The sequence below is a fragment of the Mycolicibacterium anyangense genome (assembly GCF_010731855.1).
Lineage (GTDB): Bacteria > Actinomycetota > Actinomycetes > Mycobacteriales > Mycobacteriaceae > Mycobacterium > Mycobacterium anyangense.
The window spans coordinates 4,501,885-4,515,058 of record NZ_AP022620.1 but is presented as its reverse complement, the minus strand read 5'-3'; the positions used below and the strand labels follow the sequence as shown (position 1 = coordinate 4,515,058).

Sequence of the window (13,174 nt, the reverse complement as noted above, 5' to 3'; positions counted from 1 at the left end):
TTCAACAATGCAGCAACGGGGCCGGGTGGTGTGCGCTGCGATCAGCATGGCCACGCTGGTGGCCCTGACGTCTTGCACCGATACCACCCGGACGACGGTCACCGTGCCGACGACGCCAACGGGGACCGCGGCACGCACCTCGGCGGTCAAGCAGCCCGCGGCCTTCACTCCGGTCACCGGCTCGGTGATCGCGGCCCCGGTCCCGGTACGGGCCACCGACGGCAAGACCCATCTGGCCTATGAACTCGCGCTGACCAACATGCTCGGCCAGGAGGTCACCGTCAATTCAGTGGACGTCATGGGCGCCGACCGCACGCTGCTGTCGCTGGCCGGTGACTCGCTCGGTTACTGGATGCGGGTGGCGGGCAACCCCGGCGCACCGACCACCAAGGTCGGCCCCGGGCAGAGCGCCCTGATCTGGATCGATGTGTCGATCGACTCGGCGGCCGGCAGTGCGGTACCCGGCGAACTGACTCACACGCTGTCGGTCTCGGTGGCCAACCCGTCGCCACCCCTGCTGCCGCCGACCCTGCGCGAGTCGCTGGCGCCGACACCGGTACAAGACCGCAAAGCGGTCGCGATCGCGCCACCGCTGGCCGGCCCGAACTGGCTGGACGGCAACAGCTGCTGCGCGATGACCGACCATCGGATGGCCGTCAACCCACTCAACGGTGGACTGTGGGTCGCCGAACGGTTCGCCGTCGACTACGTGCAGTTGCAGCCGGACGCGCGGATGCTCGTCGGCGATCCGACCAAGCTGTCGAGCTATCCCTATTACGGCGCGGCGATCCACGCGGTGTCCGACGGACCGGTGGTCGCGGTGGTCGACGGCCTGCCCGACCAGGTGCCCGGCAAGAACCCCACCGGTCTGACGTTGGACCAGTACGGCGGCAACTACATCGTCCAGGACATCGGCGGCGGGAACTACGCGTTCTACGCGCACCTGAAGCCCGGCAGTGTTCGGGTCAAGGTCGGCGAGGCGTTGACCTCCGGGCAGACGATCGCCGAGCTGGGTAACAGCGGCAATTCCAGTGCGCCACATCTGCATTTCCATGTGATGAGCACCCCCGACCCACTGTTGTCCGATGGACTTCCGTTCGTACTCAACGGATTCCGGTTGGTCAATCGAGTGGCATCGGCCGCCGACATCGATCCCCTGCTGGCCGGCCAGCCTGCGGTGCTGCAGCCTGGTTTCGAACCCTCTCAACAAGCCTCCGTCGGCCCACTGGTACTGGATGTGATGACGTATGGAAACTCGTAGCGAAAGCCGTTCCACCGCAGCAGCTTTGGCGGCAGATGTGCTTCTGGTCGTGGTGTTCTGCACGATCGGCCGGCGTAGTCACGCCGAAGGGCTGACGGTCAGTGGCATCGCCGAAACAGCATGGCCGTTCCTGTCCGGCACGCTGGTCGGCTGGCTGTTGGCGCGGGCGTGGCGGGCGCCGACCGCTGTTGCGCCAACCGGTGTGATCGTCTGGGTCTCGACCGTTGTCGTCGGAATGTTGTTGCGCAAGGCCAGTTCCCAAGGCGTCGCCGTCAGCTTCATCGTGGTGGCCTCTGTGGTCACCGCGCTGTTCCTGCTGGGCTGGCGCGCCATCGCGGTGCTGGTCGGCAAGCGCCGCGGCTAGGAGGCCCGGTCCGCCGTGGTGACGGGTTGCGCCGTCGTCGACACTGTCAGGGTCGCGCGCAATCCGCCCAACGGTCCGTCGGACAACGCGATTCCGCCGCCGTGCAGCGCAGCCTGCTGAGCGACCAGCGCCAATCCGAGGCCTGACCCACCCACGGCCGCGGTGCTTCCCCGGGAGAAGCGCCCCAGCACGGCGTCATGCTCCTCGGCGGGCAGGCCGCGGCCGTTGTCGTCGACGGTGATGACCAGATCCGGTTCGCGGCGGCGCGCGGTGAGCACGATGCGGGTCGCTTGACCGTGCGTAACGGCGTTGCGCACCAGATTGTCCACTGCCAGGCGCAATCCCGCGGGCCATCCCCAGATGGTGCCGGCGTCGTCGGCCTCCACCGTGATGTCGACCGCGGTATCGGCGCGCATGTTCTCCCGGGCCACCCGGTCGAGCATCTCGGCGACGTCGATCAGTTCGCGATCCTCTTCGCGGGCCAACTGCCCGGATGCCAGCTGCCCCAGGGCGGTGATGATGGCCTCCACCCGGCGCTGCGCCCGGGACAGGTCGGCCACGACTTCCGCGCGTTCCTCGGCAGGCAGATCGTGGATACGCAGGGTGTCCAGATCGGCCCGCATCGCGGTCAGCGGGGTCCGCAACTCGTGCGCGGCGTTGGCGGCGAAATCCTGGGCGGCCTGCAGCGAATTCGTGGTTGCCACTTGGGCATCGGCGAGCCGGCGCAGCATCTGGGCCATGGCCTCCGACAGGTCCTCGGCTTCCTTGGCACCGTGCACGGGCTCCATCTGCTCGGTGCCCTTGCCGAGCCGGCGGGTCTGCTCGGTGAGCCGGCGCAGCGGGCGTACCGCGGGGCCGGCCAGCAGCCAGCCCAGACCGGCCGCCACCAGCAGCGCGATGGAGCCGACGAGGATGTACATCGGAATTCGCGCGCGGCTCAGCAGGATGTTGTCCTCGCGGATGGCGATCGAGACCAAGACGCCGCCGGCCTGCTCGACCGGCACGGTTCGCACCCGGTAGTCCACCCCGTTGACGTCGACGGTGGCGGTGCCCGGCGGTAGCGGCGGCAGTTGGAAGCCGCGCTGGAACATCACCTGTCCGGTGGAGCGGGACCGTCCCGTGGTCAGGACACCGTGCTTGGGGTCCTGGAGTTGCTCAGGGTACATGCTGGCGTCGACGATCGATTCCAGACGCTTGTCCAGTTGTGCCGCATCGTTGTTCGCGAGCACGAAGGAGGTCAGAACGGCCAGCAGCGCCACCACGATCGCGGCGGCCAAGGTGGCGGCGATCGCCACCCTGGTGCGCAGGGACGTGCTACGTCCGGGCCACCTCACGGCCTCACGGCTCCGCCCGGAGCACGTACCCGATCCCGCGGACGGTCTGGATCACCCGCGGCACCCCGTCGCGTTCGAGCTTGCGCCGCAGATAACTGATGAACACGTCGGCGACATTCGTGTCGACGTCGAAGTCGTAGCCCCACACCAGTTCGAGCAACCGTTGCCGGGACAACACCACGCCCGCGTTCTCGGCGAGCACCGCCAGCAGATCGAATTCCCGCTTGGTGAGCTCGACCCGGTCGCCGTGGACGAACACCAGCCGGCGGGCGGTGTCGATGGTCAGCGGCCCGATGGTGACCGCGTCGGATCCCTCGGCGGAATGACCGGCCCGGCGCAGCAGAGCGTGCAGCCGGGCCACCAGCTCACCCAGATCGAAGGGTTTGGTCAGATAGTCGTCGGCGCCGGCCTCCAGACCGGCGATCCGGTCGTTGACCGTGTCGCGGGCCGAGAGCACACAGATCGGGATGTCGTTGCCCAGCGCTCGCAGCGCCGTCACCACGGCTACCCCGTCGAGCTCGGGCATCTGGACGTCGAGAACCAATGCGTCGTGATTCTCGGTCGACAACAGCCGCAACGCCTCCTTACCGGTGGCGGCGACCCGAACGTCGAAACCGGAATGCCGCAATCCGCGTGCGACGGAGGTTCGTACGTCCGGATCGTCGTCGACCATCAGGACGGTGCGGCCTGCACCTTCCGGCACGGACTGCTGCGCTACCCGCACCGCGACTTAGTTGGCGGGCAGATCAGGGCCACCGCCACAGCGGTTCTTCAGGTCTACCAGCGGCTGGCGGATGCCCTGCAGATCAGCCTTCACCGAAGGGTTGTAGTCCAGGTACTTCTGGACCTCGCTGCGGATGGTGTCGCGCGGGGCGCCCTCGAGGCCGGTGAAGAAGGCGTTCACATCCGGGTGGGTGAACAGGTAGGCCGAGGTCGCGGCCGAGACGCCGGCGGACACTCCGGCCAGGTCAGCGGCGGTGCAGTTGGGCGGCGGATCAGCCAACGCCGAGGGAGCCGTGCCGACCAGCATCGCACCGGCGACAGCGCCCATGCCGATCGTTCCGACCATCGCGCGACGGGCCAGACGGGCATTACGCAACATTCTCGGACTCCTTTGAGGGTTGAGCGAGGCCGTATCAGTACCGGCTACCACTGCAGGAAGCTAAGCAGAAACCCTGCCGACTTTCCCGTCTTGAGCTTAACCAATCGTGAGAATGTGCGTCGGGCACGACGCAGCGAGGTCGTGGACGCGCCGCCGGGGCCCGGTCAGCGGGTGCTCGACGCCGCCGGGCCGGGCAGCGGCCCAGCGCCCACCGGCACCGCCGACACCGCCGATGTGGCGGGCGTGACCGCGACCGCCTGCGCGGGGGTCGCGCCGCCGGATTGGGCGGTCTGCATCAGTCCGAGCAGTTGGGGCAGGCTGACCGGCAGCTTGCACTGGGTGGACAGACCGGTCAGCGGTTGCTGGATGGCCTGCAGATCCTTGGCGGCCTGCGGATTGGCGTCGAAGTAGCTCTTGAGCGCGACCAGGGTCTGGGGGCCGGCCTGTTGCTGGGAGATGGTGGTCAGCGCCTGGTTGGTCTGCGGGTGCGCGTCCAGGTAGCTGCCGGTGTTGTTAGCGACGGCGCCGACGGTCTTGGCGATCTGGCTGGCTGCGCACGGGTCGGGAGCCGCAGTGGCCGACGTCGGCATCGTCGCCAACAGCGCACCGGCGCCGAGCGCACCGAGAGCGAGCACGCTGCCCAAGCCTCGGCGGACACCGACGGGCGAAGCGGGGATGGGCCAGGGCATGTGGGGCTCCTCACGGTTCGACGATCCGCGCTGCCGTGAACATGTCACGACCGCGGTACTCCCCGACCCGGTACTCGGCCACCGCACATCCTGCCATCGGGCGGGCACGGCAGCCACTTCGCCCGCCCCGGCCGACCTGTCAGACAGGTCTCGATCCAGCCAATTCTGGATTTCACGGCAGGTCACCGCATAGCTGCCTGCGGTAGGCTCGCAGCCACGAAACCCGGGGAGAATGCGGGGAGATCGCCATCCAGCAGTTCATGATGCGTCTGAGCAGCACCCTGCGCAGATTCCGCTGGCTGGTCTTTACAGGGTGGCTGTTGGCCCTGGCGCCGGCCATCTATCTGGCGCTGACTCAGTCCCACCAGCTCACCGGCGGCGGTTTCGACGTCGCCGGGTCGCAATCCCTGCACGTCCAATACCAACTCGAGGACCACTTCCCCGACCAGGGCGCCTCCCCGCTGGCGCTGGTGGCCGCGCCCCGCGCCGACGCGTCCTACGAGGACATGAACAAGGCGGTCGCCCAGCTCGAGGCCGCTGCCAAACAGGTGCCCAGCGTCGCGCTGGTGCCCAATCCTGCCCAGCCCGCACCCGCGCCGGACAAGCCCTACGTCGTCTCGCTGCGGCTCGACTTCAACAACACCGGTGCCGTGGACGTCGCGCGGCAGCTGCGCCAGAAGATCGGGGTCCAGGGTGACCAGCCCGGACAGACCGCGAACGGCCGGGTCCGGCTCTACGTCATCGGCCAGGGCGCGCTCGGTGCGGCGGCCCAGACCACCACCAAGCACGACATCGCCGAGGCCGAGCGCTGGAATCTTCCGATCGTCCTGATCGTGTTGCTGGCGGTGTTCGGGTCGCTCGCCGCCGCCGCGATCCCGCTGGCGCTGGCCGTCGTCACCGTGGTGGTCACCATGGGTGTGGTCTACGCCCTGTCCACGATCACGTCGATGTCGGTGTTCGTCACCTCGACGGTGTCGATGTTCGGCATCGCCCTGGCGGTGGACTATTCGCTGTTCATCCTGATGCGCTTCCGCGAGGAATTGCGCGCGGGCCGCGACCCCCAGCAGGCGGCTGATGCCGCGATGGCGACCTCCGGCCTGGCGGTGGTGCTGTCGGGTCTGACGGTGATCGCCTCCCTGACCGGCATCTACCTGATCGACACCCCGATCCTGCGCTCGATGGCCACCGGCGCGATCCTGGCGGTCGCCGTCGCAGTGCTCACGTCCACCACCCTCATCCCGGCGGTGCTGGCTACCTTCGGCCGGTCGGCGGCCCGGCGTTCACCGATACTGCAGTGGTCGCGCCGGATGGATGCCACCCAGTCCCGGTTCTGGACCCGCTGGGTGGGTGAGGTCATGCGCCGGCCGTGGTTGTCGGCGTTGGCGGCCACCGCGGCATTGCTGCTGATGGCCGCGCCGGCGTTCTCGATGGTGCTGGGCAACAGCATGCAGCGGCAGTTCCCGTCCTCGCACGAGATCCGCGGCGGGGTGGCGGCGGCGGCCGAGGCGCTCGGCCCCGGCGCGCTGGGTCCGGTTCGGGTGCTGGCCACCTTCCCCGGCGGCGGTGCCTCCGAGCCCCAGCACGCGGCCGCTATCGAGGCCATCAGCGGCGAGATGGGCCGGGCGCCCAACATCGTGTCGGTCTCCCCGCCGGTGTTCTCCGACGACAATCGCAGCGCGTTGATCTCGGCGGTGCTGTCGGTGGATCCGGAGGATCTGGGTGCCCGCACCACCATCGACTGGATGCGCACGCACCTGCCGTCGGTGCCGGCGGCGGCCGGGGCGCAGATCGACGTGGGCGGGCCGACCGCACTGATCAAGGACTTCGACGACCAGGTCTCCCAGAAGCAACCACTGGTTCTGGTCTTCGTCGCCCTGATCGCGTTCGTGATGCTGCTGATCTCCATCCGGTCGGTGTTCCTGGCGTTGAAGGGCGTCCTGATGACCGTGCTCTCGGTGGCCGCGGCCTACGGCAGCCTGGTGATGGTCTTCCAGTGGGGCTGGCTGGAGGGGCTGGGCTTCGAGCAGATCACCTCGATCGACAGCACCATCCCGCCGCTGGTCCTGGCCATGACGTTCGGCCTGTCGATGGACTATGAGATCTTCCTGCTGACCCGGATCCGGGAGCGCTATCTGCAGTCCGGTGACACCCGCGATGCCGTGGCCTACGGGGTGGCCACCAGCGCCCGCACCATCACCAGCGCGGCGCTGATCATGATCGCTGTGTTCATCGGGTTCGCGTTCGCCGGTATGCCGCTGGTCGCCGAGCTGGGAGTGGCGTGCGCGGTCGCGATCGCGGTCGATGCCACGGTGGTGCGGCTCATCCTGGTGCCGGCGCTGATGGCGATGTTCGACCAGTGGAACTGGTGGCTGCCGGGGTGGCTGGCCCGGATCCTGCCGTCGGTGGATTTCGAGAAGCCGCTGCCCAAGGTGGACCTGGGCGATCTGGTGGTGATTCCCGACGACATCTCGGCGCTGGTGGCGCCGTCGGCCGATCTGAAGATGGTGGTCAAGGGCGCCGCCCGGCTCAAGGACCTGGCGCCCGACGCCATCTGCGTCGCCGACCCGATGGCCTTCACCGGCTGCGGCGCGCTGGGCGGCGAGCTGGCCGGGCGGGTGCGGGGCAGCGACGACGCCACCCGCCAGGGTCCGCAGCGCATCCCGGCCGCCGGCACCGCCACCGTCGAGCGCAAACCGATCCGGTCCTACCTGGCCACCAGGACCGCCGCGCCGCGCCCGGTGCACCCCGTCACGATGTGGCGCGGACGGCTCGCCATCGCACTGGAGGCGCTGGAGACCGACGCCGACACCGTCCACCCCGGGGTGGCGCGGCGCAGCCCGGTCGAGACCACGAACGTTCAGCTCCCCACCGGTGACCGGCTGCAGATCCCGACCTGCGCGGAGACGCTGCGGCTGCAGGCGTTCCTGATCCTGTGCCGCAACACCCGCGCCGACTTCGCCGACTTCGCCGATCTGGTCGATGCGATGGATCACCAGGCCGCCGCGGTGGTACTCGCCGGGATGGACCGGTATTACTGTTCACAGCGTTCTGAGCAACAATGGATGGCAACCCAGTTGGTGCGCACGCTCGCCGACCCCGCTCCGTCCGATGACGGCGAACGCTGGGCAGGCGACGAGGGCACCGCCGAATGGGAGAAGGTCAGGCAGCGTTGCCTTTCGGTGGCAGTGGCGATCCTGGAGGAGGCGAGGTGACGGTGGCAGCGGATTCCCGCCCCGGCGCCGTTCCCACGCCCGGTGCGCCCGGAGCGTTCGACGACCGGCCCGTTGAGTTCTGGCCGACGGCGTCGATCCGCGCGGCGCTGGAGAACGGGGACATCACGGTCTGGCAGCGCATCGTGGTCGCGGTCAAGCGCGACCCGTTCGGCCGCACCGCCCGGCAGGTGGAAGAGGTGCTGGAAACCGCCCAGCCGTACGGCATCTCGAAGGCCCTCTCCGAGGTTCTGGTGCGGGCCCGCAATCACCTGGAAGCCAACGAACGCGCCGAGGCGGCCCGCCACGTGCGGCTGCTGCTGGACCGGTCCGGGCTCACCGAGCCGGAGTTCGCCTCCCGTATCGGTGTCGCACCTGCCGATCTGACCACCTACCTCGATGCCAGCGTCAGCCCGCCGGCATCGCTGATGATCCGCATGCGCAGGCTATCGGACCGGTTCGCCAAGATGCGAGCCCAGCGAGCCAACGGCGATAGCTGACGCGGCAGTGTGGTCCAACCCGGATTCGGCTGCGCTGCAACAGATTCTGCGATCCACTCGCACCGTTGCCGTGGTGGGCGCATCCAGTAACCCTGCTCGGCCCAGCTACGGCGTGTACGACTATCTGGCGCGTCGCAGCCACTACGAGCTGTTCGCCGTGAACCCGACGATCACCGCCGTCGGCGCCGCGGCCGCCTATCCCCGGCTGGCCGACCTGCCGGTGGTACCGGACATGGTCGACGTTTTCCGTCGCGCCGAGGAACTGCCCGCCGTGCTGGCCGACACGCTGGCGCTGGATCCCCGCCCGAAATACCTATGGCTGCAACAGGGATTGTGGGACGAGGACCTCGCGCGCGCCGCCGAGGCGGCGGGCCTGCAGGTCGTGATGGACCGCTGCCTGAAGGTGGACTACGCCCAGCTCATCGGGAGTTGATCGGGGCGACGTCGAGCACCAGCCACGTGCCGTTCTGCTTGGCCAGTCCGACCCGCAGTGACAGCACCGCGGTATCCGGTGGCTGCCCGGGCTGGGTCTGTGTCCCGCGCATCACCACCGCGACACTAGCCGCCTCGGGGCCGAGCGCTTCCAGTCCGGCCGAGATCGTCTGCGCCTGCGCGGTGACGTTGCGTTTGGCCAGATCCGCTGTGGCCTTTGCGAATTCGTTGCGATAGGCCTCAGCTCGCTCAGGTGCCATGAACGAGGCCGCGCGGTCGATCGAGGCTGTCGGCGCACCCGGGGTGAACGTCGCGGTGGCCTCGGCGACGGCGGTGGCAATCCGCACCACGTCGGCGGTGTCGCTGCGGAAGTCCCGATCGGGCACCGTCCAGCGGGTGTATCCGACGGCCAAGGCCGCCACCACCGTCGCGGCCGCCAGGGCGACCACCGCCAGACGCAGGCCGGGCCCGTCGTCGTCGGTGCCGACAGTCACCGAATCCCGCCGGTAGAGAACGGCATTGACGACGACACCCTGCACGATGAGCAGGCACAGCATCGAGCAGACCGACACCCACCACAGCGGCCAGCCCAGCACGACGCCGATCGCGAGCAGAGCGGCGATGGCCGTCAGCGGCGCCAGGATATCGAAGGCCAGCACCCTGGCCAGGTTCCTCATCGCAGCGACTCCAGCCGCGAGATCATCAGTTTGCCGTCGACGTCGGACACGCCGAGGCGCAGGTTCCACCGCACCGTGGTCGGCTTGTTACCGGCATTTTCACTCACCGAGGTCGCAATCACGATGACGTTGTCGGTGCGCTGGACCAACTCGGGCGGCAGTGGCTGGTCTGGCGGACGCGGCCCGCCCGCCGGATCGAGCGTGTGGTGGACGGCCTCGATCGACACCGACTCGATCTGGCCGGTGGTGCGCGCCTGCAGCGTCTGCATCACTTTGCGGTACGGGGCCATGGCGGCTTCGAAGTCGGAGTTCAGCCCTCCGACGGTGCCGTCGTGCAATTTCTGCAGGCTGGCGTCGACGTTGTCGACGTTCATGTTGATCAGCACGCCGGTCCAGTCCGCGGCCGCAGCCAGCACCCGGGTCTGATAGCCGCGCTCGTCGGTGGCGCTGCGGTGATCCGACCAGACCACAGCGCCGAGTACGACCGCGACGACACCGAGCACCGCCAGTACCGCCGAGGCGATGCCGTAGCCGGAGAACACCCGGGCGGTGGTCGCCCCGCGTTGCGACGTCGTCTGGTCGGCCTCGGGCATGCAGGGCAGGCTACCGGGCCTGGCTGCGGGGGTGTGAGCGGCCACACGATGGCGCCGACGAGGGTCGTCGAGGTCTGGTAAGGATGGTTGGGTGACGGTAGAAACTCTGCGCTCGGGCATCGACCTGTCCCATGTCGAATCGGACGTGCGTCCCCAGGACGACCTGTTCGGCCACGTCAACGGCCGCTGGCTCACCGGCTACGCCATCCCGGCCGACCGCGCCACCGACGGTGCGTTCCGCTCGCTGTACGACCGCGCCGAGGAGCAGGTCCGCGAGCTGATCACCGAGGCGGCGGAATCAGGCAGCCAGCCGGATACCGACGAGCAGCGGATCGGCGACCTGTACGCGAGCTTCCTCGACGAGGACACCATCGCCAGCCGCGGGGTGACGCCCCTGCTCGAGGAACTGGCGGCCATCGACGCGGCCGCCGACCCGGGGGCGCTGTCCGCGGTGATCGGTGCGCTGCAGCGAAGCGGTGTGGGTGGCGGGGTCGGCGCGTATGTCGACACCGATTCCAAGAACTCCTCGCGCTACCTGGTGCACCTGACCCAGTCCGGGCTGGGCCTGCCCGACGAGTCCTACTACCGCGACGAGCAGCACGCGGCCATCCTCGGCGCCTACCCGGCGCATATCGCGGCCATGTTCGCGCTGGTGTACGGCGGCAGCGCGGTGGACCACTCCCCAGCTGCCGCGCGGATCGTGGCACTGGAAACCAGGATCGCCGCGGCGCACTGGGATGTGGTCAAGCGGCGCGACGCCGACCTGACCTACAACCTGCGCCGGTTCGCCGACCTGCCCGACAGTGCGCCCGGTTTCGACTGGGCCGGCTGGATCGCAGGCCTGGGCAGCACCCCGGATGCGGTGGCCGAGTTGGTGATCCGCCAGCCCGACTATCTGACGGCCTTCGCACAGCTGTGGTCGGAAGCGGACTTCGCGGACTGGAAGGACTGGGCCCGCTGGCGGTTGATCCACGCCCGGGCCGCGGTGCTCAGCACCGCCCTGGTGGAGGAGGATTTCAGCTTCTACGGCCGCACGCTCAGCGGCACCGAGCAGATCCGGGATCGCTGGAAGCGCGCGGTGTCGCTGGTGGAGGGCATCATGGGCGATGCCGTCGGCCGGTTGTATGTCGAACGGCATTTCCCGCCGGACGCCAAGTCCCGGATGGACGAGCTGGTGGCCAACCTGCGCGAGGCCTACCGGGTCAGCATCAACGACCTGGAGTGGATGACGCCGCAGACCCGGCAGCGGGCGCTGGCCAAGTTGGACAAGTTCACCGCCAAGATCGGCTACCCGAAGAAGTGGCGTGACTACTCGTCGCTGGTGATCGATCGAAGTGACCTGTACGGCAATGTGATTCGTGGTGCCCAGGTGGCCTCGGACCGCGAGCTCGCCAAGCTCGGCGGCCCGGTGGACCGCGACGAATGGTTCATGACCCCGCAGACCGTCAACGCCTACTACAACCCCGGGATGAACGAGATCGTCTTCCCGGCGGCGATCCTGCAGCCGCCGTTCTTCGACGCCGAGGCCGACGACGCCGCCAACTACGGCGGCATCGGTGCGGTGATCGGGCACGAGATCGGGCATGGCTTCGACGACCAGGGCGCCAAGTACGACGGCGACGGCAACCTGGTCGACTGGTGGACCGATGAGGACCGGGCCGAATTCGGTGCGCGGACAAAGAAACTCATCGAACAGTACGACGGCTATGTGCCCCGCGAACTCGACGGTGATGCCCACGTCAATGGTGCGTTCACGGTCGGTGAGAACATCGGCGACCTGGGCGGCCTCTCGATCGCTCTGCTGGCCTACCAGCTGTCGCTGGGCGGCAAGGAAGCCCCGGTGATCGACGGACTGACCGGGGTGCAGCGGGTGCTGTTCGGCTGGGCTCAGGTGTGGCGGACGAAGTCCCGCGAGGCCGAGGCGCTTCGGCGGCTGGCGATCGACCCGCACTCGCCGCCGGAGTTCCGCTGCAACGGCGTGGTGCGCAATATCGACGCGTTCTACGAGGCGTTCGAGGTTGATCCCGACGACGCGCTCTATCTGGATCCCGACCGTCGCGTCCGAATCTGGAACTGACGCATGGACGCCTGGGACGCCATCCGCGCGCGGCGCAACGTGCGCAGCTACACCGAGGAGCCGATCCCGGACGCCGACATCGAGCGGATTCTCGAGGCCGGCCGGCGATCACCGTCGGCCCGGAACAACCAGCACTGGGATTTTGTGATCGTCACCGATCCCGCAGCGCTACACGAGCTTTCGACGGTGTGGGTGGGTGCCGGCCACATCGCCGGGGCACGCGCGGCGATCGCTCTGGTCATTCCGGATCCACCCGACGAGCGCAGCAAGCTCATGGACCAGTACGACCTGGGTCAGGCCACCATGGCGATGTCGATCGCGGCCACCGAATTGGGTGTCGGCACCGGGCACTCCGCGGTCGGCGACCAGGACAAGGCGCGGGCCATCCTCGCGGTACCCGACGATCGTCAGGTGGCCTATCTGCTCGGGCTGGGTTATCCGGCCGATCGGCCGCTGGCCCCGATCCGCAAGCCGGACCGCCGGCCGTTCGACGAGGTGGTCCACCGCGGCCGCTGGTGAGTCGGCGCCGGTCAGGCGCGGACAGCGGCTTCCCGGTTGGCGGCGTCGACGATCGACCGCAGTAGGCCCGGCAGGACCGCGTCCACCTCGTCGGCCCGCAGCCGCTGCTGGATGAGCCCGCCGCAGGCCCGGCGCTCGAGCACCCCGGCCTCCCGCAGGATCTTGAAATGATGGGTGGCGGTCGACTTGTTGATGCCGTCGTAGAGAGCGCTGCATTTCAGTGGCACGCCGGCATTGAACAGCCGCCGGACCATTTCCAGCCGGATCGGGTCCTGGAGCGCCGCCAGCACCTGCGGAAGGCCCGCAACGGGATGGCACTCCGGCTCGAGTGCCTCGGGTTCACCCACGTTGTGTCCTCCGCCACGCCAGGTTTGATGCTTATCGAACCCAGCGTACTGTAGACCGAGTTCGATGATC

General features: G+C 68.7%; 14 protein-coding genes. 7 read left to right on the top strand and 7 right to left on the bottom strand.

Going from position 1 to position 13,174, the window contains the following annotated elements; translation table 11 throughout:
- Window positions 1–7 precede the first annotated feature (7 nt).
- Window positions 8–1,261: a M23 family metallopeptidase gene (locus G6N35_RS21425; RefSeq protein WP_246224452.1), complete on the top strand. Its 1,254-nt coding sequence runs from the start codon at window positions 8–10 to the stop codon at window positions 1,259–1,261.
- Window positions 1,248–1,625 carry a DUF3054 domain-containing protein gene (locus tag G6N35_RS21420; protein ID WP_163806052.1) on the top strand — a complete coding sequence of 126 codons (378 nt, stop codon included), beginning with the start codon at window positions 1,248–1,250 and terminating at the stop codon, window positions 1,623–1,625. The genes G6N35_RS21425 and G6N35_RS21420 overlap by 14 nt, the downstream gene beginning before the upstream one ends.
- On the opposite strand, the gene G6N35_RS21415 is transcribed toward G6N35_RS21420, so the two are convergent.
- From G6N35_RS21415 to G6N35_RS21400, 4 genes are all read right to left on the bottom strand, one after another.
- Window positions 1,622–2,959, bottom strand: coding sequence for a HAMP domain-containing sensor histidine kinase (locus G6N35_RS21415; protein ID WP_163806051.1), 1,338 nt, complete (start codon window positions 2,957–2,959; stop codon window positions 1,622–1,624). The genes G6N35_RS21420 and G6N35_RS21415 overlap by 4 nt on opposite strands.
- A 4-nt stretch (window positions 2,960–2,963) precedes the next feature.
- Window positions 2,964–3,632 (bottom strand): response regulator transcription factor, encoded by a 669-nt coding sequence (locus tag G6N35_RS21410; RefSeq protein ID WP_179967487.1) that lies wholly within the window; start codon window positions 3,630–3,632, stop codon window positions 2,964–2,966.
- 57 nt (window positions 3,633–3,689) lie between these two features.
- Window positions 3,690–4,061 (bottom strand): heme-binding protein, encoded by a 372-nt coding sequence (locus G6N35_RS21405; protein ID WP_163806049.1) that lies wholly within the window; start codon window positions 4,059–4,061, stop codon window positions 3,690–3,692.
- A gap of 164 nt (window positions 4,062–4,225) precedes the next feature.
- Window positions 4,226–4,750, bottom strand: a complete 525-nt coding sequence (locus tag G6N35_RS21400; RefSeq protein WP_163806048.1) for a hemophore — start codon at window positions 4,748–4,750, stop codon at window positions 4,226–4,228.
- Between the two features lie 260 nt (window positions 4,751–5,010).
- Here G6N35_RS21400 and G6N35_RS21395 point away from each other — a divergent pair, with 260 nt between their 5' ends.
- From G6N35_RS21395 to G6N35_RS21385, 3 genes are read left to right on the top strand one after another with little or no spacing between them, the layout of a single operon-like run.
- Entirely contained in the window at window positions 5,011–7,962 is a 2,952-nt protein-coding gene (locus G6N35_RS21395) for an MMPL family transporter (RefSeq protein ID WP_163806047.1), read from the top strand.
- Window positions 7,959–8,459: an XRE family transcriptional regulator gene (locus tag G6N35_RS21390; protein WP_163806046.1), complete on the top strand. Its 501-nt coding sequence runs from the start codon at window positions 7,959–7,961 to the stop codon at window positions 8,457–8,459. Before G6N35_RS21395 ends, G6N35_RS21390 begins: the two co-directional genes overlap by 4 nt.
- Before the next feature lie 7 nt (window positions 8,460–8,466).
- Entirely contained in the window at window positions 8,467–8,892 is a 426-nt protein-coding gene (locus tag G6N35_RS21385) for a CoA-binding protein (RefSeq protein ID WP_163806045.1), read from the top strand.
- On the opposite strand, the gene G6N35_RS21380 is transcribed toward G6N35_RS21385, so the two are convergent.
- Complete coding sequence (locus G6N35_RS21380; RefSeq protein WP_163806044.1) at window positions 8,879–9,568, bottom strand: hypothetical protein; 690 nt, start codon at window positions 9,566–9,568, stop codon at window positions 8,879–8,881. The genes G6N35_RS21385 and G6N35_RS21380 overlap by 14 nt on opposite strands.
- Complete coding sequence (locus G6N35_RS21375) at window positions 9,565–10,161, bottom strand: hypothetical protein (RefSeq protein ID WP_163806043.1); 597 nt, start codon at window positions 10,159–10,161, stop codon at window positions 9,565–9,567. The genes G6N35_RS21380 and G6N35_RS21375 overlap by 4 nt, the downstream gene beginning before the upstream one ends.
- Window positions 10,162–10,252: 91 nt before the next feature.
- On the opposite strand from G6N35_RS21375, the gene G6N35_RS21370 reads away from it, so the two are divergent.
- Both G6N35_RS21370 and G6N35_RS21365 read left to right on the top strand, forming a co-directional pair.
- Window positions 10,253–12,238: a M13 family metallopeptidase gene (locus tag G6N35_RS21370; RefSeq protein WP_163806042.1), complete on the top strand. Its 1,986-nt coding sequence runs from the start codon at window positions 10,253–10,255 to the stop codon at window positions 12,236–12,238.
- Window positions 12,239–12,241: 3 nt separating this feature from the next.
- Complete coding sequence (locus G6N35_RS21365; RefSeq protein WP_163806041.1) at window positions 12,242–12,757, top strand: nitroreductase family protein; 516 nt, start codon at window positions 12,242–12,244, stop codon at window positions 12,755–12,757.
- Window positions 12,758–12,768: 11 nt separating this feature from the next.
- Here G6N35_RS21365 and G6N35_RS21360 read toward each other — a convergent pair whose 3' ends face one another.
- On the bottom strand, window positions 12,769–13,104 hold the full coding sequence (locus G6N35_RS21360; RefSeq protein ID WP_246224451.1) for an ArsR/SmtB family transcription factor: 336 nt from the start codon (window positions 13,102–13,104) through the stop codon (window positions 12,769–12,771).
- Between the last annotated feature and the right edge of the window lie 70 nt (window positions 13,105–13,174).